This is a genomic window from Streptomyces sp. NPDC015661 (genome assembly GCF_043077765.1).
Classification (GTDB): domain Bacteria; phylum Actinomycetota; class Actinomycetes; order Streptomycetales; family Streptomycetaceae; genus Streptomyces.
The window spans coordinates 139,464-158,354 of sequence record NZ_JBIBST010000015.1 but is presented as its reverse complement, the minus strand read 5'-3'; the positions used below and the strand labels follow the sequence as shown (position 1 = coordinate 158,354).

At 72.2% G+C, this 18,891-nt stretch carries 19 protein-coding genes; 16 read left to right on the top strand and 3 right to left on the bottom strand.

Translation table 11 applies throughout. The annotated features are described in order from the left end of the window. Nucleotides 1-85: 85 nt before the first annotated feature. On the top strand, nucleotides 86-2,677 hold the full coding sequence (gene clpB, locus ACF07V_RS33345) for an ATP-dependent chaperone ClpB (protein ID WP_392159424.1): 2,592 nt from the start codon (nucleotides 86-88) through the stop codon (nucleotides 2,675-2,677). A 13-nt stretch (nucleotides 2,678-2,690) separates the two neighbouring features. Here the strand turns inward: clpB and ACF07V_RS33340 are convergent, their stop codons facing one another. Beyond that, nucleotides 2,691-3,119 (bottom strand): hypothetical protein, encoded by a 429-nt coding sequence (locus ACF07V_RS33340; RefSeq protein ID WP_392159423.1) that lies wholly within the window; start codon nucleotides 3,117-3,119, stop codon nucleotides 2,691-2,693. Between the two features lie 116 nt (nucleotides 3,120-3,235). Here ACF07V_RS33340 and ACF07V_RS33335 point away from each other — a divergent pair, with 116 nt between their 5' ends. Further along, entirely contained in the window at nucleotides 3,236-3,775 is a 540-nt protein-coding gene (locus tag ACF07V_RS33335) for a YbjN domain-containing protein (RefSeq protein WP_392159422.1), read from the top strand. A 23-nt stretch (nucleotides 3,776-3,798) separates the two neighbouring features. Here the strand turns inward: ACF07V_RS33335 and ACF07V_RS33330 are convergent, their stop codons facing one another. After that, nucleotides 3,799-4,467: a hypothetical protein gene (locus ACF07V_RS33330; protein WP_392159421.1), complete on the bottom strand. Its 669-nt coding sequence runs from the start codon at nucleotides 4,465-4,467 to the stop codon at nucleotides 3,799-3,801. Nucleotides 4,468-4,597: 130 nt separating this feature from the next. Next, entirely contained in the window at nucleotides 4,598-5,794 is a 1,197-nt protein-coding gene (locus tag ACF07V_RS33325; RefSeq protein WP_392159420.1) for a pyridoxal phosphate-dependent aminotransferase, read from the bottom strand. 199 nt (nucleotides 5,795-5,993) lie between these two features. Between ACF07V_RS33325 and ACF07V_RS33320 the strand changes: the two genes are divergently transcribed. From ACF07V_RS33320 to kynU, 14 genes are all read left to right on the top strand, one after another. Next, nucleotides 5,994-6,182: a hypothetical protein gene (locus ACF07V_RS33320; protein ID WP_392159419.1), complete on the top strand. Its 189-nt coding sequence runs from the start codon at nucleotides 5,994-5,996 to the stop codon at nucleotides 6,180-6,182. Between the two features lie 52 nt (nucleotides 6,183-6,234). Continuing rightward, nucleotides 6,235-6,447, top strand: coding sequence for a hypothetical protein (locus tag ACF07V_RS33315; RefSeq protein ID WP_392159418.1), 213 nt, complete (start codon nucleotides 6,235-6,237; stop codon nucleotides 6,445-6,447). Nucleotides 6,448-6,664: 217 nt separating this feature from the next. Continuing rightward, on the top strand, nucleotides 6,665-7,183 hold the full coding sequence (locus ACF07V_RS33310; protein ID WP_392159417.1) for a DUF2617 family protein: 519 nt from the start codon (nucleotides 6,665-6,667) through the stop codon (nucleotides 7,181-7,183). Nucleotides 7,184-7,258: 75 nt separating this feature from the next. Continuing rightward, nucleotides 7,259-8,968 carry a polyamine aminopropyltransferase gene (locus ACF07V_RS33305; protein ID WP_392159416.1) on the top strand — a complete coding sequence of 570 codons (1,710 nt, stop codon included), beginning with the start codon at nucleotides 7,259-7,261 and terminating at the stop codon, nucleotides 8,966-8,968. A 59-nt stretch (nucleotides 8,969-9,027) separates the two neighbouring features. Then, nucleotides 9,028-9,831: an SRPBCC family protein gene (locus tag ACF07V_RS33300; RefSeq protein ID WP_392159415.1), complete on the top strand. Its 804-nt coding sequence runs from the start codon at nucleotides 9,028-9,030 to the stop codon at nucleotides 9,829-9,831. Between the two features lie 77 nt (nucleotides 9,832-9,908). After that, nucleotides 9,909-10,694, top strand: coding sequence for an aldose 1-epimerase (locus ACF07V_RS33295; protein WP_392159462.1), 786 nt, complete (start codon nucleotides 9,909-9,911; stop codon nucleotides 10,692-10,694). A gap of 10 nt (nucleotides 10,695-10,704) precedes the next feature. Then, nucleotides 10,705-11,253 carry an orotate phosphoribosyltransferase gene (gene pyrE, locus ACF07V_RS33290; protein WP_392159414.1) on the top strand — a complete coding sequence of 183 codons (549 nt, stop codon included), beginning with the start codon at nucleotides 10,705-10,707 and terminating at the stop codon, nucleotides 11,251-11,253. Between the two features lie 234 nt (nucleotides 11,254-11,487). Further along, the gene (fbaA, locus tag ACF07V_RS33285) at nucleotides 11,488-12,510 is read left to right on the top strand and encodes a class II fructose-bisphosphate aldolase (RefSeq protein ID WP_392159413.1); all 1,023 of its coding nucleotides are present in this window, start codon (nucleotides 11,488-11,490) and stop codon (nucleotides 12,508-12,510) included. A gap of 60 nt (nucleotides 12,511-12,570) precedes the next feature. Continuing rightward, nucleotides 12,571-13,740, top strand: a complete 1,170-nt coding sequence (locus ACF07V_RS33280) for a MalY/PatB family protein (protein WP_392159412.1) — start codon at nucleotides 12,571-12,573, stop codon at nucleotides 13,738-13,740. A gap of 42 nt (nucleotides 13,741-13,782) precedes the next feature. Further along, complete coding sequence (locus ACF07V_RS33275; RefSeq protein WP_392159411.1) at nucleotides 13,783-15,276, top strand: MFS transporter; 1,494 nt, start codon at nucleotides 13,783-13,785, stop codon at nucleotides 15,274-15,276. A gap of 15 nt (nucleotides 15,277-15,291) precedes the next feature. Beyond that, nucleotides 15,292-15,705, top strand: a complete 414-nt coding sequence (locus ACF07V_RS33270) for a DUF3151 domain-containing protein (protein WP_392159410.1) — start codon at nucleotides 15,292-15,294, stop codon at nucleotides 15,703-15,705. A gap of 119 nt (nucleotides 15,706-15,824) precedes the next feature. Then, on the top strand, nucleotides 15,825-16,691 hold the full coding sequence (locus tag ACF07V_RS33265) for a DUF3152 domain-containing protein (protein ID WP_392159409.1): 867 nt from the start codon (nucleotides 15,825-15,827) through the stop codon (nucleotides 16,689-16,691). Nucleotides 16,692-16,812: 121 nt separating this feature from the next. Next, complete coding sequence (locus tag ACF07V_RS33260; RefSeq protein WP_382865271.1) at nucleotides 16,813-17,664, top strand: tryptophan 2,3-dioxygenase family protein; 852 nt, start codon at nucleotides 16,813-16,815, stop codon at nucleotides 17,662-17,664. Beyond that, entirely contained in the window at nucleotides 17,657-18,862 is a 1,206-nt protein-coding gene (kynU, locus tag ACF07V_RS33255) for a kynureninase (RefSeq protein WP_392159408.1), read from the top strand. The genes ACF07V_RS33260 and kynU overlap by 8 nt, the downstream gene beginning before the upstream one ends. Nucleotides 18,863-18,891 lie beyond the last annotated feature (29 nt).

Here is an 18,891-nt window from a genome sequence, read left to right as displayed (position 1 = left end):
CTTGAGCGGAGTCGACTCAACTTTGTGTACCCTGGAGAGGTCATAGAAGGAGAGGACCCACGAGAACCCAGAAGGAGCACCGCACGTGGACGCCGAACTGACCAACAGGAGCCGGGAAGCGATCAACGCGGCGAGCAGCCGCGCCGTGTCCGAAGGGCACGCCGACCTGACCCCCGCCCATCTGTTGCTGGCCCTCCTGGCCGGTCAGGACAACGAGAACATCACCGACCTGCTGGCCGCCGTCGGCGCCGACCAGGCCGTCGTCCGCGGCGGCGCGGAGCGGCTGCTCGCCGCACTGCCGAGCGTCACCGGGTCCACGGTCGCGCCCCCGCAGCCCAACCGCGAGTTCCTCGCCGTCATCGCCGACGCCGACAAGCGCGCCAAGGAGCTCGGCGACGACTTCCTGTCGACCGAGCACCTCCTGGTCGCGATCGCCGCCAAGGGCGGCAGGGCCGGTGAGATCCTCGACGCGCAAGGCGCGAGCGCATCGAAGCTGCTCGACGCGTTCGAGAAGAGCAGGGGAGGACGCCGGGTGACCACACCCGACCCGGAGGGGCAGTACAAGGCGCTGGAGAAGTTCGGCACGGACTTCACCGCCGCCGCGCGCGAGGGCAGGCTGGACCCGGTCATCGGCCGCGACCACGAGATCCGGCGCGTGGTCCAGGTGCTGTCCCGCCGCACCAAGAACAACCCGGTCCTCATCGGCGAGCCCGGCGTCGGCAAGACCGCCGTCGTCGAGGGCCTCGCCCAGCGGATCGTGAAGGGCGACGTCCCCGAGTCCCTGAAGAACAAGCGGCTGGTCTCGCTCGACCTCGGCGCGATGGTCGCCGGCGCGAAGTACCGCGGCGAGTTCGAGGAGCGCCTGAAGACCGTCCTCTCCGAGATCAAGGAGAGCGACGGCCAGATCATCACCTTCATCGACGAGCTGCACACGGTCGTCGGCGCGGGTGCGGGCGGCGACTCCGCCATGGACGCCGGCAACATGCTGAAGCCGATGCTGGCCCGCGGCGAGCTCCGCATGGTCGGCGCGACCACCCTCGACGAGTACCGCGAGCGGATCGAGAAGGACCCCGCCCTGGAGCGCCGCTTCCAGCAGGTCCTGGTCGCCGAGCCGACCGTCGAGGACACCATCGCGATCCTCCGTGGCCTCAAGGGCCGGTACGAGGCCCACCACAAGGTGCAGATCAACGACTCCGCGCTGGTGGCCGCCGCGACCCTCTCCGACCGGTACATCACCTCCCGCTTCCTGCCCGACAAGGCCATCGACCTCGTCGACGAGGCCGCCTCCCGGCTCCGCATGGAGATCGACTCCTCGCCCGTCGAGATCGACGAGCTCCAGCGCTCCGTGGACCGGCTCCGCATGGAGGAGCTGGCCCTGAAGAACGAGACGGACGCGGCGAGCAAGCAGCGCCTGGAGAAGCTGCGGCGCGACCTCGCCGACCGCGAGGAGGAGCTGCGCGGTCTGACCGCCCGCTGGGAGAAGGAGAAGCAGTCCCTCAACCGGGTCGGCGAGCTGAAGGAGCGCCTCGACGAGACCCGCGGCCGCGCCGAGCGCGCCCAGCGCGACGGCGACTTCGACACCGCCTCCAAGCTGCTCTACGGGGAGATCCCGGGCCTGGAGCGGGAACTGGAGGAGGCGAGCGAGGCCGAGGCCCAGCAGGAGTCCTCGAAGGACACCATGGTCAAGGAGGAGGTCGGCCCCGACGACATCGCGGACGTGGTCGGCTCCTGGACCGGCATCCCGGCAGGACGCCTCCTGGAGGGCGAGACGCAGAAGCTGCTCCGCATGGAGGACGAGCTCGGGCGACGCCTCATCGGCCAGTCCGAGGCCGTCCAGGCAGTCTCCGACGCGGTGCGCCGCACCCGCGCCGGAATCGCCGACCCGGACCGGCCCACCGGCTCCTTCCTCTTCCTCGGCCCGACCGGCGTCGGCAAGACCGAGCTGGCGAAGGCGCTCGCGGACTTCCTCTTCGACGACGAGCGGGCCATGATCCGCATCGACATGTCGGAGTACGGCGAGAAGCACTCCGTCGCCCGGCTCGTCGGCGCGCCTCCCGGCTACGTCGGCTACGAGGAGGGCGGCCAGCTCACGGAGGCGGTCCGCCGCCGCCCGTACAGCGTGGTCCTGCTCGACGAGGTGGAGAAGGCGCACCCGGAGGTCTTCGACGTCCTGCTCCAGGTCCTGGACGACGGACGCCTGACCGACGGACAGGGCCGGACGGTGGACTTCCGCAACACCATCCTGATCCTGACGTCGAACCTGGGCAGCCAGTACCTCGTCGAGCCGCTGACCCCGGAGGACGTGAAGAAGCAGCAGGTCCTGGACGTCGTGCGGGCGAGCTTCAAGCCCGAGTTCCTCAACCGTCTGGACGACCTGGTCGTCTTCTCGGCGCTCGACCGGGCCGAGCTGGGCCGGATCGCGCAGCTCCAGATCGACCGGCTCGCGAAGCGGCTCGCCGAGCGGCGCCTCACCCTGGACGTCACCCCGGCGGCCCTGGAGTGGCTCGCCGAGGAGGGCAACGACCCGGCGTACGGCGCCAGGCCGCTGCGCCGCCTGATCCAGACGGCGATCGGCGACCGGCTCGCGAAGGAGATCCTCGCGGGCGAGGTCGTGGACGGCGACACGGTCCGGGTGGACCGCTTCGAGGACGGGCTGATCGTCGGAGCGGCGGGGTAGCCGTCCCGGCGGGCTACATGTCGAAGGAGCTGAGGTGTACGAGGGCGGTGCCGCCGTCCTCGTACACCACCTTCACGTTCACGTAGAGCACCTGGTCGTAGTCCACGTCCAGGCACAGGTCCCCCGGGCAGGACACCGGACGCTCGCCGGTCGGATAGGTGGCTTTCAGCCAGTCGGCGACCCCGGCGCGCGGCATCCGGAAATCCACGGTGACGTACGAGTCCTGCCAGTGCGTCCCGGTGCAGCGGGCGTCCTCGGCGGAGGCGGGAAGCCGGCCGCGGGCGAACGTCATCGCCTCGGCGCAGTCCACCGGCTGCGTCCTGCTGCCCTCGGTGAGGGAGTAGGCGCCCCAGGCCATCAGCGCGACGGGCAGACCGCAGAGCGCCAGGAGCCCCACCAGGAGCCAGATCCACCACCGGGATTTCTTCTTCGCGTCCCCCATGGGCACGAGATCATGTCAGCTGGCAGCGGATCTTGCCGCTTACGGACCAGCGGGGCTTGCCACGTACCGCCCGGCATGGGGGAGGATGGCGAGCATCCGTACGAAGGGAAATAACGGTGAGCATCGACCCGTCCTCGATTCCGAATTTCGGGGGCCAGCCCCAGCCTCAGGCCGCAGGACCGGCGGGCCCCGTCGTCCCCGACCAGGACCTCGTCAAGCAGCTCCTCGAGCAGATGGAACTCAAGTACGTCGTCGACGACGAGGGTGACCTCGCGGCGCCGTGGGAGGAGTTCCGCACGTACTTCATGTTCCGTGGCGAGGGCGAGCAGCAGGTCTTCTCGGTGCGGACGTTCTACGACCGCCCGCACGACTCCGACGATCGCACGAAGATCCTCGACGCGATCGACGACTGGAACCGCCGCACCCTGTGGCCCAAGGTGTACACGCACCTGCACGAGGAGGAGGACGGCTCCGCCACCCTCCGCCTCATCGGCGAGGCGCAGATGCTGATCGGCACCGGCGTCGCCCTGGAGCACTTCGTGTCCTCCACGGTGAGCTGGGTCCGCGCCTCCATCGAGTTCGACAAGTGGATCGTCGAGCAGTTCGGCCTGGAGTCCCCCGAGGAGAAGGCCGCCGGCGACGACGAGGAGGCGTAAGCCCCCTCCGTGCTCCTGGCGCCTCAGATCGCCATGCGCGCGAGCGTCAGGGCGTACGCCCCGTAGCAGCAAGAGAGCCCGGCCAGGGCCGTGACCACCAGGATCGCGGCCCTCGGCCGGGCTTTCGTCAGTGCCGCCGCGAGCGGCAGCAGCAGCGGGAAGGCCGGCAGCAGGAAGCGCGGTTTCGACTCGAAGAAGCCCGAGCCGCCGACGGCGATGACCACGAGCACCGCCGTGTAGGCGAGGACGGGCAGCGGCAGCCGCTCCCCGCACACGAGGAGCGCGAAGAGCAGTACCCCGGCGCCGGTGATGAGCAGCGCCATCGCGAAGCCGAACTGCGTGGGGCCGCCCAGCATGTCCCGTACGAAGACGAGGGCGCCCTTCCCGAAGTCGAAGCGGGACGTCCAGCCCTTCTGCACGGCGAAGTAGCCGCCGAGCGGATCGCCGCTGCGGACCCCGACCCAGAGCACGTACGAGAGCCAGCCCGCCGGTGCGAGCAGGCCCGCCGCCCACACCCGCGGCCCGGACCGGCCCCGGGTCCGCCACAGCGCGCAGCCGACGGCGGCCAGGACGGCGGCGGCGACCGCGACCCCGTTCGGCCGGGTGAGCCCGGCGAGGCAGGCGAGGGAGGCCGCCGCGAGCCACCGGCGGGTGAGCAGCGCGTACAGCGCCCAGGCGGCGAACGCGGTCATCACCGGCTCCGTGTAAGGGCGGACCGATCGTTGTCGGTAAATCGGTCTACCCGACGATCGTCCCGGCGCCCGGGGGGCGCGCACGCCACACCCCCACCCGGCCGAACGGCCGGGGCGGGGCGGGGGCGGCTCAGGCGCTGAGGGCCTTGAGGCGCGAGACGGCCTCCTCCAGGACCTCGGTCCGCTTGCAGAAGGCGAAGCGGACGAAGGGGGCGCCGGCCTCGCGGTGGTCGTAGAAGACGGCGTTGGGAATGGCGACGACGCCGGCGCGCTCCGGGAGGGAGCGGCAGAAGGCGAAGCCGTCGGTGGCGCCGAGGGGGCGGATGTCGGTGGTGACGAAGTAGGTGCCGGCCGGGCGGTAGACCTCGAAGCCCGCCTGCGCGAGGCCCTCGCTCAGCAGGTCCCGCTTGGCGCTCAGCTCGGCGCGGAGGCTGTCGAAGTAGGCGGCCGGGAGACGCAGGGCCTCGGCCACCGCGTACTGGAAGGGGCCCGAGGAGACGTACGTGAGGAACTGCTTGGCCGAGCGGACGGCGGAGGTCAGCCCGGGGCTCGCGGTGATCCAGCCGACCTTCCAGCCGGTGAACGAGAACGTCTTGCCGGCCGAGCCGATGGTGACCGTGCGCTCCCGCATGCCGGGGAGGCTCGCGATCGGGAGGTGCGCGGCGTCGTCGAAGACCAGGTGCTCGTACACCTCGTCCGTGACGACCAGCAGGTCCCGCTCGATCGCGAGCTCGGCGACGGCGGTCAGTTCGGCGCGGGTGAGGACCGTGCCGGTGGGGTTGTGCGGGGTGTTGAGCAGGATCAGCCGGGTCCGGTCGGTGACGGCGGCCCGCAGCTCGTCGAGGTCGAGGACGTAGCGTCGATCAGCGGCTCCGCCGCGGGTGCCCTCGTGGGGGCGGAGGGTGACGGGGACGCGGGTGCCGCCGGCCATGGCGATGCAGGCCGCGTACGAGTCGTAGTACGGCTCCAGGGCGATGACCTCGTCGCCCGGCTCGACCAGGGCGAGCAGCGCCGCCGCGATCGCCTCGGTGGCGCCCGCCGTGACGAGGACCTCGGTGTCGGGGTCGTACCCGAGGCCGTACCGCTCCCGCTGGTGGTCGGCGATCGCCGTCCGCAGCTCGGGGATGCCGGGGCCGGGCGGGTACTGGTTGCCGAGGCCGTCCCGCAGCGCCCGGACCGCCGCCTCCCGGATCTCCTCCGGGCCGTCGGTGTCGGGGAAGCCCTGACCGAGGTTGATCGACCCGGTCCTGGCAGCGAGCGCGGACATCTCGGCGAAGATCGTCGTCCCGAACTCGGCGAGGCGGCGATTGAGCAGCGGTCGTGTCATGACCGCCATCCTGGGGCCAAGCTCTGGACTTGCTCAAGTGCGCTTTGACGGGTGGGCGGAGCGGGGATCGCCCTGGCATGGACATCGCATTCTTCATCCTCGGGATCGCGGCCGTACTCGCGTTCGCGGTGTGGCTCGTCGCGAGCGGGATGAGGGGGACGGGCGGGGCGAAGCGCGGGAGCGGTGGGGGCGACAGCTGGTGGGCGGGATCGTCCTCCTCGTCCGCCGCCTCCTCCTCGTCCTCCACTTCCTGCTCCTCGTCCCCTTCGTTCTCCTGCTCCAGCTCCTCGTGTTCGAGCTCGTCGTGTTCGAGCTCCTCGTGCTCCAGTTCCTCCTGCTCCAGCTCCTCGTGCAGCTGAAGCTCTGGACTCGCTCAAGTCGGATTTGACGGGGTGTCGGACCGGGCATCCCCCTCGCACAGAGAAACGGGGGTAGTACTCATGGAATTCGTGATCTTCATCGTCTTCGCGCTGGTGGTGATCGGGCTGTTCTCCGGCCGGCGGAAGGGCGGGGGCAAGCGGCGCGGCGGGCGCAAGGGCGGCAGCTGGGCCGACGGCGGCGGCGGTGGCGGCTGCGGCGGCAGCAGCTCCTGCGGATCGGGCGGCTCCTGCGGGTCCGGCTGCGGCGGGGGTGGCTGCGGTGGCGGCAGCTGACTGAACAAGTGAACTGTTGGGGCCCCGAAGGGGTTGGAAAACACAGCAAGTTGGGTAAAAACGCTGCGAGTCGCCCGGCGTCCGTGGTTCTCTCGCTCCTGACAGAGACAGCCCTCGGACCGTGTGTGGACCCGAGCCGGCGATTCCCCACTCCCGTAGAACCCTTCTCCGGGGCGCCCCCGGCCCACCCGTCAAACCGTGTTTGCGGAGCCGACCCATGCTCACCACCTTGAAGACCTCCTACACCGATACGCGCGCGGCCGATCTGGCCTGGGCCCTCGGGCGCGAGCCGCTGCCCGCGCTCGCCGTGCTCGATCTCGAACTCTCCGGAGCCAAGCTCCAGTTGAGGCTGCTCGGCGCCTCCCACCAGGTCCTCCTGGAGGAGGAGGGGCGCCACTGCTCGGAGACCGTGGCCTGCATGCCCGGCAGCAGCACCCCGCTCCCGCTCGGCGTCTCCAAGCGCGTCGGCGAATGGGAGTACGAATTCGCGGCGCGCGTCGAGACGCTCTCGCAGGGCTCCTTCGCGGGCCGTGCGCAGGAGCTCCTCGCGCTCGTCGCCGACCACCCCAACGGGCTCGCGGGGACCTTCCCCGGCTCCCCGCACGCCTTCACCGCGATGCTGGCGCAGCGTCACGAGGGCCAGGTGCGGTGGCGCACCTGGCACGCCTACCCGCAGGAAGGGCAGTTGGTGGTGACCAGGACCCGCATTGGCGCACGTATGCCCGCAACGCTCTGATGCGCCCTCTCGGAGCGCCATGTGCACTCGTGTGGGTGACAAGGGGTGTGACAGTCGTGACGTAGCGTTACGGACATGATCGAGCCGACCGTGACCATGCCGCCCAAGCGGGTGCGCCGGCCGCCCCCGCGGCGGTCCGTGCCGCCGCCGCGCGAGGCGGTACGGTTCCCGGTCCTCGCGGTCGTCTTCGTCTGCGCCGCCTGCGGCCTGGTCTACGAGCTGGAACTGGTCGCCCTCGCCTCGTACTTGATCGGCGACTCGGTCACGCAGGCCTCCGTCGTGCTCTCCGTGATGGTCTTCGCGATGGGGGTGGGCTCGCTCCTCGCCAAGCGGCTGCGCTGCCGCGCCGCCGTCGGCTTCGGCCTGGTCGAGGCCGGACTCGCGCTGATCGGCGGCTGCTCGGCGATGGTGCTGTACGCGTCCTTCGCCTGGCTCGGCGAATCGCGGTACGTGCTCGTGGCGTTCTCGCTCGCGATCGGCGTGCTCATCGGCGCCGAGATCCCGCTCCTGATGTCGCTGATACAGCGGGGACAGGCCGCGGGGGCCGATCGGGCCGCGCGCTCCGCCGGATCCGGGCGGGCCGGGCGGCAGGCCCCGCTCGGGGAGCGGGACGACGCCGCGGGGACGGTCGCCGACCTCTTCGCCGCCGACTACGTCGGCGCGCTCGTCGGCGGCCTCGCCTTCCCCTTCCTGCTGCTGCCCTGGCTCGGCCAGCTCACCGGCGCGCTCGTCACCGGCGCGGTCAACGCCGTCGCGGGCGGCGGCCTCGTGCTCTGGGTCTTCCGCCGCGACCTCACCAACCGGTCCCGGGCCCTGCTCGTGGCCGTCAACCTGTGCGTCCTGACCGTCCTCGCCACCGCGACCGTCCTCGTCGACGACTTCGAACAGGCCGCCCGCCGGGCCGTCTACGGGGACCGGGTGCGGGTCGCCGTCCACACCGAGCTCCAGGAGGTCGTGGTCACCGGGGACCGTGAGGACCCGCCCGACCTGTTCCTCGACGGACGCCTCCGGGTGGCCGGCCGCGACGAGTACCGCTACCACGAGGCACTCGTCCACCCCGCGATGAACGGCGCCCACGCGCGCGTGCTGATCGTCGGCGGCGGCGACGGCATGGCCGCCCGCGAGGTCCTGCGCTACGCCGGGGTCCGCTCCGTCACCGTCGTCGAACTCGACCCCGGGGTCGTCCGCCTCGCCCGTACGGACCCGGCGCTCGCCACGCTCAACGCCCAGGCCTTCCGCGACCCCCGCGTCCGGGTGGCCTACGCGGACGCGTTCCGCTGGCTGAGGGGCGCCGCCGATCGTCTGCAGGAACGGTACGACGTGGTGATCTCCGATCTGCCCGACCCGGGGATCACCCCCAGCACCAAGCTCTACTCGGAGGAGTTCTACGGCCTGGTGGCCCGGGTGCTCACCGAGTCCGGACGGTTCGCCGTGCACGCCGGATCGGTCACCGACCGGCCCCGCACCTACTGGACCGTCGACGCCACCCTGCGCGCCGCCGGCTTCGCGACCCGGCCGTACGCGGCGAGCGGCCGCACCCCCGGCTTCGCCGCCGGACCCGACCGCGCCGACCGCACCAGCGGCACGGAGCGGGGGCCGGGGGACTGGGGCTTCCTCCTGGCCGTACGCGGCGAGCGGCCGCCCGCCCTCCGCCTCGCCCCCGACGCTCCCCGGCTGCGCTCGCTCGGCGCCGGGACCCTGGAGAGCGCGGCGCGCCGCGCCGAACGGACCCGGGGCGCCGCACCGCCGCCCTCGACCCTGGTGCACCCCCGGTACGGAGCCTGACCCGCCTGCCGGGCGCAAACAGGCGACGCCGCGCCCCGCCCTGAGTAGGCTCGGCTTCCATGGAGCATGAGGTGTTCGTTCCCGTCCCGGCCGAGGCCCTGCGCGCGACGCTCACGGACCCGGCCCGCGTCGTGCGCTGCGTGCCCGGTCTCCAGCGGGACGCCGACGCGGAGGCCGGGCCCCTCACGGGCAGGCTGAAGGTCCGGGTCGGCGGCAACACCATCACGTACCGGGGCACCCTGCGGGTCGTCGAGCGGGACGGTGCCATCACCTACGAGGGCGAGGGCACCGAGGCCCGCGGCAAGGGCTCGGCCGAGCTCTCCCTCACCGTCGTCCTCACCCCGGTGGCCGAGGGGACCAGCCTGAACTTCACCGGCGCCCTCACGGCCGTCGGCCGGCTCGCCGACGCGACCGACGAGGCGCGCGCCTCGGCGGGCGTCAGGCTCCTCGACAAGTTCGTGGAGGCGCTGGCCGTGCTCGCGGAGGAGCCCGCAGCCCCCGAAGAGGCCACCGACGACGACGGGGTCGACGACGGGGTGGAGGAGCCGTCCGCCCGGAGCGCCGTCTTCGACGCGCCCCTGCCGGCCTCCTCCCTCGACCCGCTCCTCGACGAGGACTTCACCGACACCCCGATCGAGTTCCCCGCCCCGCAGCCCGCCGCCGAGGCCGCCCACGCCCGCCGGACCATGATCGGGCGGAGCGCCGAGGAGGTCGACCACGCCCCGCCGCGCGGCCGTTACGCCCCCGTCCCCGCCCCCGAGGCGACGAGCGCCGGCGCCACCCTGCGCTGGATCGCCCCCGCCGCGGCCCTCGCCCTCGCCTCGGCCGTCGTCGTCGGCCGGGCCCTGCGCCGCCGCCGCTGAAACGATCTCATCGGGACTGGGGGGCGTCGTGGGGCAGGCGGGAACGTGACGACAGGCCCTAGGGTCAGGGCGTGAGCATGCAGACGCGACTGACGGCGGGCGACGCCGAGTTGACCATCAACCCCGACCACGGCTGCCGGATCGAGAGCCTGCGCATCGCCGGCACCGAGGTGCTGCGCCAGGGCGAGCGGTACGGAAGCTTCCCGATGGTGCCCTGGTGCGGGCGGACCGAGAACGGCCGCTTCCGCAACGGCGCCACCACGCACCAGCTCCCGGTCAACGCCGCCCCGCACGCCATCCACGGCACCGTGCGGGACATCCCGTGGAAGACCGCCCGGACCTCCGCGACCGAGGCCGTCTTCACCTGCGAGCTCGGCGACCCCTGGCCGTACAAGGGCCGGGTCACCCAGGTCTTCGAGCTCTCCGAGGACTCCCTCACCCTCCGCTTCGGCGTCGAGACCTACGACGACTCCTTCCCGGCGCAGGCCGGCTGGCACCCGTGGTTCCTGCGCAACCTCGGGCAGGGCGGTCAGGACGTACGGATCGACTTCACGCCCTCCTGGCAGGAGGAGCGCGGCGAGAACCACCTCCCCACCGGCCACCGCATCGACCCCCTCCCGGGCCCCTGGGACGACTGCTTCGGCATGCCCGGCGGCGTCGCCGTCACCCTCACCTGGCCGGAGGAGCTGGAGATCGAGGTCGCGAGCCGCGCCGAGTGGGTCGTGATCTACGACGAGCCCGCCGAGGCGGTCTGCGTCGAGCCGCAGTCCGGTCCGCCGAACGGCCTCAACACCCATCCGCGCCTGGTCACCCCGATCGACCCCCTGGAGGTCGAGAGCACCTGGAGCTGGCGGCGGCTTTAAGCTCGTGGGCATGACTGACGTACGCGCTGAGCTGCTCCAGCAGATCAAGGACAAGGCCGTGGTGCACGGCAAGGTGACCCTCTCCTCGGGTCTGGAAGCCGACTACTACGTGGACCTGCGCCGGATCACGCTGGACGGCGCGGCTTCGCCGCTGGTCGGCCAGGTCATGCTCGAACTGACCAAGGACCTCGACTTCGACGCGGTCGGCGGCCTGACGCTGGGCGCCGACCCGGTCGCGACGTCGATGCTGCACGCCGCCGCCGGGCGGGGCGAGCGGCTCGACGCCTTCGTCGTCCGCAAGGCCGCCAAGGCCCACGGGATGCAGCGCCAGGTCGAGGGTCCGGACATCAAGGGCCGTCGCGTCCTGATCGTCGAGGACACCTCCACCACCGGCGGCTCGCCGCTGACCGCCGTCGAGGCGGCGCGCGCGGCCGGCGCCGAGGTCGTGGCCGTCGCCACGATCGTGGACCGGGCCACCGGAGCCGGCGAGAAGATCAGCGGCACGGCGGGCGTTCCCTACCTCTACGCGTACGCGCTGGACGAGCTCGGCCTGGCGTAAGGCCCGGCGTAACCGCCGCGAAGTCGTGACTTAGGTCCCGGACCCCCGCCAGGGCGGTCCTGACCTGCGTTTTTACCTGAGGGCGGGGTGTTTCACGTGAAACACCCCGCCCTTCGGCATGCCGCGCCCGTGGGAGCCCGCACAAGAGTCTGGAAAGATGGGCCGCGACGATGACGTCGCCCCTAGGTCAGGGACAGCAACGCACACACCCCGCACATCACAAGGAGCGGACGAATGCCCATCGCAACCCCCGAGGTCTACAACGAGATGCTCGACCGGGCGAAGGCAGGCAAGTTCGCCTACCCGGCCATCAACGTGACCTCGTCCCAGACCCTGCACGCTGCGCTGCGCGGCTTCGCGGAGGCCGAGAGCGACGGCATCATCCAGATCTCGACCGGCGGTGCCGAGTTCCTGGGCGGTCAGTACAACAAGGACATGGTCACGGGCGCCGTTGCCCTGGCCGAGTTCGCGCACATCGTCGCGGCGAAGTACGACATCACGGTCGCGCTGCACACCGACCACTGCCCGAAGGACAAGCTGGACGGCTACGTCCGTCCGCTGCTCGACATCTCCGCCGAGCGCGTCAAGGCCGGTCGGAACCCGCTGTTCCAGTCGCACATGTGGGACGGCTCCGCCGAGACCCTCGCCGACAACCTGGCCATCGGCCAGGAGCTGCTCGCGAAGGCCGCCGCCGCCAAGATCATCCTCGAGGTCGAGATCACCCCGACCGGTGGCGAGGAGGACGGCGTCAGCCACGAGATCAACGACGAGCTGTACACCACCGTCGACGACGCCATCCGCACCGCCGAGGCCCTCGGCCTGGGCGAGAAGGGCCGCTACCTGCTCGCCGCGTCCTTCGGCAACGTGCACGGCGTCTACAAGCCGGGCAACGTCGTGCTCCGCCCCGAGCTCCTCAAGGACCTCCAGGCCGGCGTCGCCGCCAAGTTCGGCAAGGCCGACCCGTTCGACTTCGTCTTCCACGGCGGTTCGGGCTCGACGGCCGAGGAGATCGCCACCGCGCTCGAGAACGGCGTCGTGAAGATGAACCTCGACACCGACACCCAGTACGCCTTCACCCGCCCGGTCGTGGACCACATGTTCCGCAACTACGACGGTGTCCTGAAGGTCGACGGCGAGGTCGGCAAGAAGTCCACCTACGACCCGCGCACCTGGGGCAAGCTGGCCGAGGCCGGCATGGCCGTCCGCGTGACCGAGGCGTGCGCCGCGCTGCGCTCGACCGGCACGAAGCTGAAGTAAGCCTGTGAGCGACGGGCCCGGTCACCTCCTCGGGTGCCGGGCCCTCGTCATGTCTGGAGGGTGACCGTGGCGTACGACTTCGACCGGGAGATAGACCGGCGCGGGACCTGGTCGGTCCAGTGGGACGGCATCGCGGACCGCTTCGGCGTCTCCGATCTGCTGCCCTTCACCATCTCCGACATGGACTTCGCCTCCCCGCCGGAGGTCCTCGGGGCCCTGCGCGAGCGCGTCGACCACGGCGTCTTCGGCTACACGGACTGGCGGCTCGGGGAGTTCCGGGAGGCGATCCGCCACTGGTACGCGAGCCGGTACGACGCCGAGATCGACCCGGAGACGCTGGTGTACGCGCCCTCGGTGCTCTCCCAGCTCTCGCAGCTCCTCCAGATGTGGACTGCCCCCGGCGACGGCGTGGTCGTCCACACCCCCACGTACGACGGCTTCCGCAAGGCCGTCACCGGGCTCGGGCGCGAGCTGCGGGGCGTCCCCCTCGGCGATCCGGAGGCCCTGGAGCGCGAGCTCGCCCGGCCCGACAGCCGGATGCTGCTGCTCTGCTCCCCGCACAACCCCACCGGCCGGGTGTGGACGGAGGAGGAGCTCAGGGGCTTCGCCGAGCTGGCCGAGCGGCACGGCGCGGCCGTCGTCAGCGACGAGATCCACGCCGACCTGACGACCGAAGGCCACCGGCACGTTCCCTGGACGCGGATCGCCGAGCCGGGCCGGGGCCGCCGCTGGGCCCTGGTCACCTCCGGCACGAAGGCCTTCAACTTCCCGGCGCTCTCCGGTTCGTACGGCATGGTCGGCGACCCCGACGAGCGCGTGGCCTTCGTCCGGCGCATGGAGACCGGCGAGGGCCTCGCCTCGCCCGCGGTGCTCTCCCTGACCGCCCACATCGCCGCGTACCGGCAGGGCGCTCCCTGGCTCGACGAGCTGCGCGGATACGTGGCCGGGACGATGGACATGCTCAGGAAGCGCCTCGCGGACGGCCTTCCGGAGGTCGACTGGGCGCCCCCGCAGGCCGGCTATCTGGCCTGGATCGACCTGCGCCCGCTCGGGATCGAGGAGACCCGGCTCCAGGAGGAGCTGGTGGCGGTGGAGAAGGTCGCGATCATGCCGGGCGGGGTCTACGGCACCCCCGGCTTCGTCCGGCTGAACGTCGGCTGCCCCCGCAGCAAGGCCGAGCGGGGCGTGGACGCGCTGGTCAGGGCGGCGAACCGGCTGCGTACGGCCTGATCCCGGCGCGCGCGGGCCCCCGCTTCGCGGGACCATGCAGGCATGGGTGCGGGTACGGGCGCGGGTACGGGCGTGCGGGACGTGCGGATGGCCTCGGCTTCCGGCCGGTGGATCGTGTTCACCACGGTCCTCGGATCCGGGATGGCGCTGCTCGACTCGACCGTCGTCAATGTCGCCCTGCCGCACATCGGCGAGGACCTGGGCGCCGACCTCGCCGTCCTCCAGTGGACGGTCAACGCCTACATGCTGACCCTGGCCGGGCTGATCCTGCTCGGCGGCTCGCTCGGCGACCGGTACGGGCGGCGGAAGGTCTTCGTCCTCGGCGTGGTCTGGTTCGCCCTCGCCTCCCTGCTGTGCGGGCTCGCCCCGAACGCCGGGGTGCTGATCGCGGCCCGCGCCCTCCAGGGCGTCGGCGGGGCGCTGCTCACCCCCGGCTCCCTCGCGCTGATCCAGGCGAGCTTCCACCCGGACGACCGGGCGCGGGCCGTCGGGCTCTGGTCGGGCTTCGGTGGTGTCGGCGCGGCGATCGGGCCGTTCGTGGGCGGCTGGCTGGTGGACGGTCCCGGCTGGCGGTGGGTGTTCCTGCTGAACGTGCCGCTCGCCGCGATCTGCGTACCGGTCGCCCTGCGGCACGTGCCGGAGTCGCGGGACGAGACCGCGCACGGCCGCTTCGACGTGCTCGGTGCGGTCCTGGGCGCGGCGGGGCTCGCGCTCGTCACGTACGCGCTGATCGGCGCGGCCTGGTGGGCAGGGGTGGCCGGGGCATTGGTCGGGGCCGGGTTCGTGCTGGTGGAGCGGCGGCGCGGGGAGCGGGCGATGGTGCCGCCGTCGATCTTCCGCTCGCGCCTGTTCACCGCGGTCAACCTGGTGACCCTCTGCGTGTACGCGGCGTTCGGCGGTTTCTTCTTCCTGGCGGCCCTCCAGCTCCAGGTGGTCGTCGGCTACTCGGCCCTGGGTGCCGGCGTGGCCCTGCTGCCGACGACCGTGCTCATGCTGCTGCTCTCCGCGAAGTCCGGGGAGCTGGGGGAGAAGATCGGGCCCCGGATCCCGCTCACGGTGGGGCCGCTGCTGTGCGCGGCGGGGATGCTGCTGATGCTGCGGGTCGGGGAGGACGCCTCGTACCTGACGGATGTGCTGCCGGCGATGCTCGTCCTCGGTCTCGGCATGACGGCCCTGGTCGCCCCGCTGACCGCGACCGTCCTCGCCTCGGTGGACGTGTCCCGGGCGGGCCTCGCGAGCGGCATCAACAACGCGGCCGCCCGCGCCGCCGGACTGATCGCGGTGGCCGCGCTGCCGCTGCTCGCCGGGATGGGACCGGAGGCGTACCTCTCGGCGGACGAGTTCGGGGAGACGTTCCGGCGGGCGATGCCGATGTGCGCGGGGATCCTGGTGGTGGGTGCGGCCCTCGCCTGGACGACCATGAAGACCCCGGCCGCGGCGCCGGGCTGCCACCCGGAGTGCAAGGTCCACTGCGGGGTGCAGGCCCCGCCACTCGACCCGGGGCAGCGGGACGCGGCCACCGGCGGAGGCTCCTGAGGCAGACTGGGGCCCATGGCCATCCACGAGAACCTGCTGGGGGGACCGGCCCCCACCCACCTGCCCGACGAGCCGGGGCCGCGCGAGCTGCTCGCGAGCGGTGCGGCGCCGGCGGACGTCGCCGCGAAGTACCCGACCTCCTCGCTCGCCTGGGCCCGGCTCGCCGACGACGCCTACGAGCGCGGCGCGGTCGTCGAGTCGTACGCCTACGCCCGTACCGGCTACCACCGCGGCCTGGACGCGCTGCGCCGCAACGGCTGGAAGGGCCACGGCCCGGTGCCGTGGGAGCACGAGCCGAACCGCGGCTTCCTGCGCGCGCTGCACGCCCTCGCCCGGGCGGCCGGCGAGATCGGCGAGAAGGACGAGTACGAGCGCTGCACGACCTTCCTGCGGGACTCCTCGGAGACCGCGGCCGAGACCCTCGGCTGACGTTTCCGGCTTCCGCGCACACCTCAGACGAACGCCCTTTCTCCCCGACGGGAGAAAGGGCGTTCGAGTCGAGCGGGTACGATCCCCGGAACCGCAGGACTTGAGGGGGGAACTCTGTCGTGGGGAAACGTGCCTTACCCGCCGGAAGGCGGGGGAAGAGGAAACAGCGCAGGTCCCGGTCCGGGCTCGTCCTGCCGGCCCTGGTCCTGATGACGGTCTCGCTCGGTGCCGGGGCCGCCCTCGCGCACTACCAGGGCAAGGCCGGGGAGAAGACGGCGGCGGCCCCCGGGGCGGTGGAACCGACGACGGTCACGCCGAGCCCACGGCCCACGACGGCGAAACCGACGCCGAAGCCGACTCCCAAGAAGACGCCGAAGCCGACCCCCACCCCCACGCCCACCAGGAAGAAGACCACCGTCCCGCAGTCCGGTGCCGGGACCTTCACCACCGCGCGGGCCTCCGGGACGCCCGTCGGGGACAGCGGCACGCTGCGCCGCTACCGGGTCCAGGTCGAGGACGGAATCGACCTGTCGGCACGTGAGGTGGCCGCCGAGATCCAGCAGATCCTGGGGCATCCGCGGAGCTGGGCCGCGCACGGCCGGGGCCGCTTCCAGCTGGTCTCGGAGAACGCCGACTTCGTCATCAGGATCGCCACCCCGGACACCGCCGACGCGCTCTGTCTGCGGCAGGGGCTCCGCACCCACGGCGAGCTGAACTGCGAGACCTTCGATGGCGTCGTCGTGAACCTCAAGCGGTGGATGCTCGGCTCGCCGACCTTCACGGGGCCGGCCACGGAGTACCGGCACCTGATCATCAACCACGAGGTCGGGCACGAGATCGGCATCCGCACCCACATGGGCTGCCCGGGTCCGGGCAGGCTCGCGCCCGCGATGATGCAGCAGATCAAGGGCCTCGACGGCTGTCGGTCGAACGCTTTTCCGTATGACGAAGACGGGAGCTACATCACGGGCCCGATCGTGTCATGATGCGCTTGGGACGCGCGCGCAGAAGCGCGCCTCCCGAGGGGACCGGAGCTCCCGTGGCGCCCAGCACAGCGCACACGGTGGAGCGGACCGCTACCCGGTAGCACGTATCGAGGAGACAGCAATGTCCACCTTCCCCGATGCCTCCGGAGCCGGCTCGGTCGTCGACGACCCGAACCTCGACTTCGCGGGCACGACGCCGTACGAGGACTACGTCCAGGCGGACGTCCTCACCCACCTCCAGCACCTCCGCTCGGACGACCCCGGCGAGATGGTCTTCCTGGTCACCACCCAGGTCATGGAGCTGTGGTTCACGGTGATCGTCCACGAGTGGGAGACCGCGAGCCGCGCCCTGCGCGAGGACCGCGTCCCGGTCGCGATGGACGCGCTCAAGCGCTCCGTGCGCGAGCTGGAGGCGCTCAACCACTCCTGGCGTCCGCTCGCCCAGCTCACCCCCGGCCAGTTCAACGCCTACCGGGCGGCGCTCGGCGAGGGCTCCGGCTTCCAGTCGGCGATGTACCGGCGGATGGAGTTCCTGCTCGGCGAGAAGTCGGCGTCGATGCTCGTCCCGCACCGGGGCGCGCCCCGCGTCCACGCCGAGCTGGAGAAGGCGCTCCAGGAGCCGAGCCTGTACGACGAGGTCCTCGGGCTCCTCGCGCGCCGCGGCCTGCCCGTGCCGGCCTCGGTCCTCGGCCGCGACCTGGCGCAGCGGTACGAGCCCTCGCCCGAGGTGGAGGCGGTCTGGGCCGGGATCTACGCGGACGCCGACCAGAACACCGAGCTCGTCCGGCTCGGCGAGGCCCTGAGCGACGTCGCCGAACTGGTCTGGCGCTGGCGCAACGACCACCTGGTGGCGACCCGGCGCGCGATGGGCGCGAAGACCGGCACCGGTGGCTCCGCGGGCGTGGCCTGGCTGGAGAAGCGGGCCCAGAAGAACGTGTTCCCCGAGCTCTGGACGGCCCGCAGCCATGTCTGAGACGTCCGAGTCGTACATACAGCGCGCGAAGGCGCTCGACGCCGCCGACACACTCGCCGGGCACCGGGCGAAGTTCGCCCTCGACGAGGGCACCGTCTACCTCGACGGCAACTCGCTGGGCGCCCTGCCCGCGCACGTCCCGGCCCGCATGGCCGACGTCATCACCCGCCAGTGGGGCGAGCTGCGCATCCGCTCCTGGGACGAGTCCGGCTGGTGGACCGCGCCCGAGCGGATCGGCGACCGGATCGCCCCGATCGTCGGCGCCGCACCGGGGCAGATCGTGGTCGGCGACTCGACGAGCGTGAACGTCTTCAAGGCGGTCGTCGCCGCGGCCCGGATGAGCGGTGACGGCCGGGACGAGATCCTCGTCGACGCGACGACCTTTCCCACGGACGGGTACATCGCGCAGTCCGCGGCGCGGATGACGGGTCACGCGATCGTGCCCTGCGACCCGGCCGACATGGCGGCCGCGGCGAGCGACCGCACGGCCCTCGCGCTCGTCAACCACGTCGACTACCGCACGGGCTGCCTCCAGGACCTGCCCGGCATCACCGCCGCGCTCCACGCGGCGGGCGCGCTCGCCGTCTGGGACCTGTGCCACAGCGCGGGCGCCCTGCCCGTCGGTCTGGACGCGCACGGCGTCGACCTGGCCGTCGGCTGCACCTACAAGTACCTGAACGGCGGCCCCGGTTCGCCCGCCTACCTGTACGTCGCCGAGCGCCACCAGGCCGCCTTCGACTCGCCCCTGCCCGGCTGGAACTCGCACGCCGACCCGTTCGGCATGACCCCCGGCTACGCGGCGGCGGACGGCGCGCTCCGGGGCCGGGTCGGCACGCCCGACATCCTCTCCATGCTGGCCCTCGAAGCGGCCCTCGACGTCTGGGACGGGGTCGCCGTCGAGGACGTCCGGGCCAAGTCGCTCGCGCTGACGGACTTCTTCCTGGAGTGCGTCGAGGCGTACGTCCCCGAGGGCCGCGTCACCTCCGTGACCCCCGGGGCGGCCGCCGAGCGCGGCAGCCAGGTGGCGCTGCGCTGCGCGGACGCGCCGGCCGTCATGGCCGAGCTGATCAAGCGCGGGGTCGTCGGGGACCTGCGCCGTCCGGACATCCTGCGGTTCGGCTTCACACCGCTGTACGTGGGCTTCGCGGACGCGGAGCGGGCGGCCCGGATCCTCGCCGAGGTCCTCCGGTCGGCCTGATCATCGTCGGATGATCGCCTGATCTGCGG

Bases quoted from the DNA above. Each gene is read 5' to 3' on its own strand.
- ACF07V_RS33340 (WP_392159423.1), bottom strand. From the start codon at position 3,119: ATGGGGGACGCGAAGAAGAAATCCCGGTGGTGGATCTGGCTCCTGGTG.
- ACF07V_RS33330 (WP_392159421.1), bottom strand. From the start codon at position 4,467: ATGACCGCGTTCGCCGCCTGGGCGCTGTACGCGCTGCTCACCCGCCGG.
- ACF07V_RS33325 (WP_392159420.1), bottom strand. From the start codon at position 5,794: ATGACACGACCGCTGCTCAATCGCCGCCTCGCCGAGTTCGGGACGACG.
- ACF07V_RS33315 (WP_392159418.1), top strand. From the start codon at position 6,235: ATGGAATTCGTGATCTTCATCGTCTTCGCGCTGGTGGTGATCGGGCTG.
- ACF07V_RS33310 (WP_392159417.1), top strand. From the start codon at position 6,665: ATGCTCACCACCTTGAAGACCTCCTACACCGATACGCGCGCGGCCGAT.
- ACF07V_RS33305 (WP_392159416.1), top strand. From the start codon at position 7,259: ATGATCGAGCCGACCGTGACCATGCCGCCCAAGCGGGTGCGCCGGCCG.
- ACF07V_RS33300 (WP_392159415.1), top strand. From the start codon at position 9,028: ATGGAGCATGAGGTGTTCGTTCCCGTCCCGGCCGAGGCCCTGCGCGCG.
- ACF07V_RS33295 (WP_392159462.1), top strand. From the start codon at position 9,909: ATGCAGACGCGACTGACGGCGGGCGACGCCGAGTTGACCATCAACCCC.
- pyrE (WP_392159414.1), top strand. From the start codon at position 10,705: ATGACTGACGTACGCGCTGAGCTGCTCCAGCAGATCAAGGACAAGGCC.
- fbaA (WP_392159413.1), top strand. From the start codon at position 11,488: ATGCCCATCGCAACCCCCGAGGTCTACAACGAGATGCTCGACCGGGCG.
- ACF07V_RS33275 (WP_392159411.1), top strand. From the start codon at position 13,783: ATGGGTGCGGGTACGGGCGCGGGTACGGGCGTGCGGGACGTGCGGATG.
- ACF07V_RS33270 (WP_392159410.1), top strand. From the start codon at position 15,292: ATGGCCATCCACGAGAACCTGCTGGGGGGACCGGCCCCCACCCACCTG.
- ACF07V_RS33260 (WP_382865271.1), top strand. From the start codon at position 16,813: ATGTCCACCTTCCCCGATGCCTCCGGAGCCGGCTCGGTCGTCGACGAC.
- kynU (WP_392159408.1), top strand. From the start codon at position 17,657: ATGTCTGAGACGTCCGAGTCGTACATACAGCGCGCGAAGGCGCTCGAC.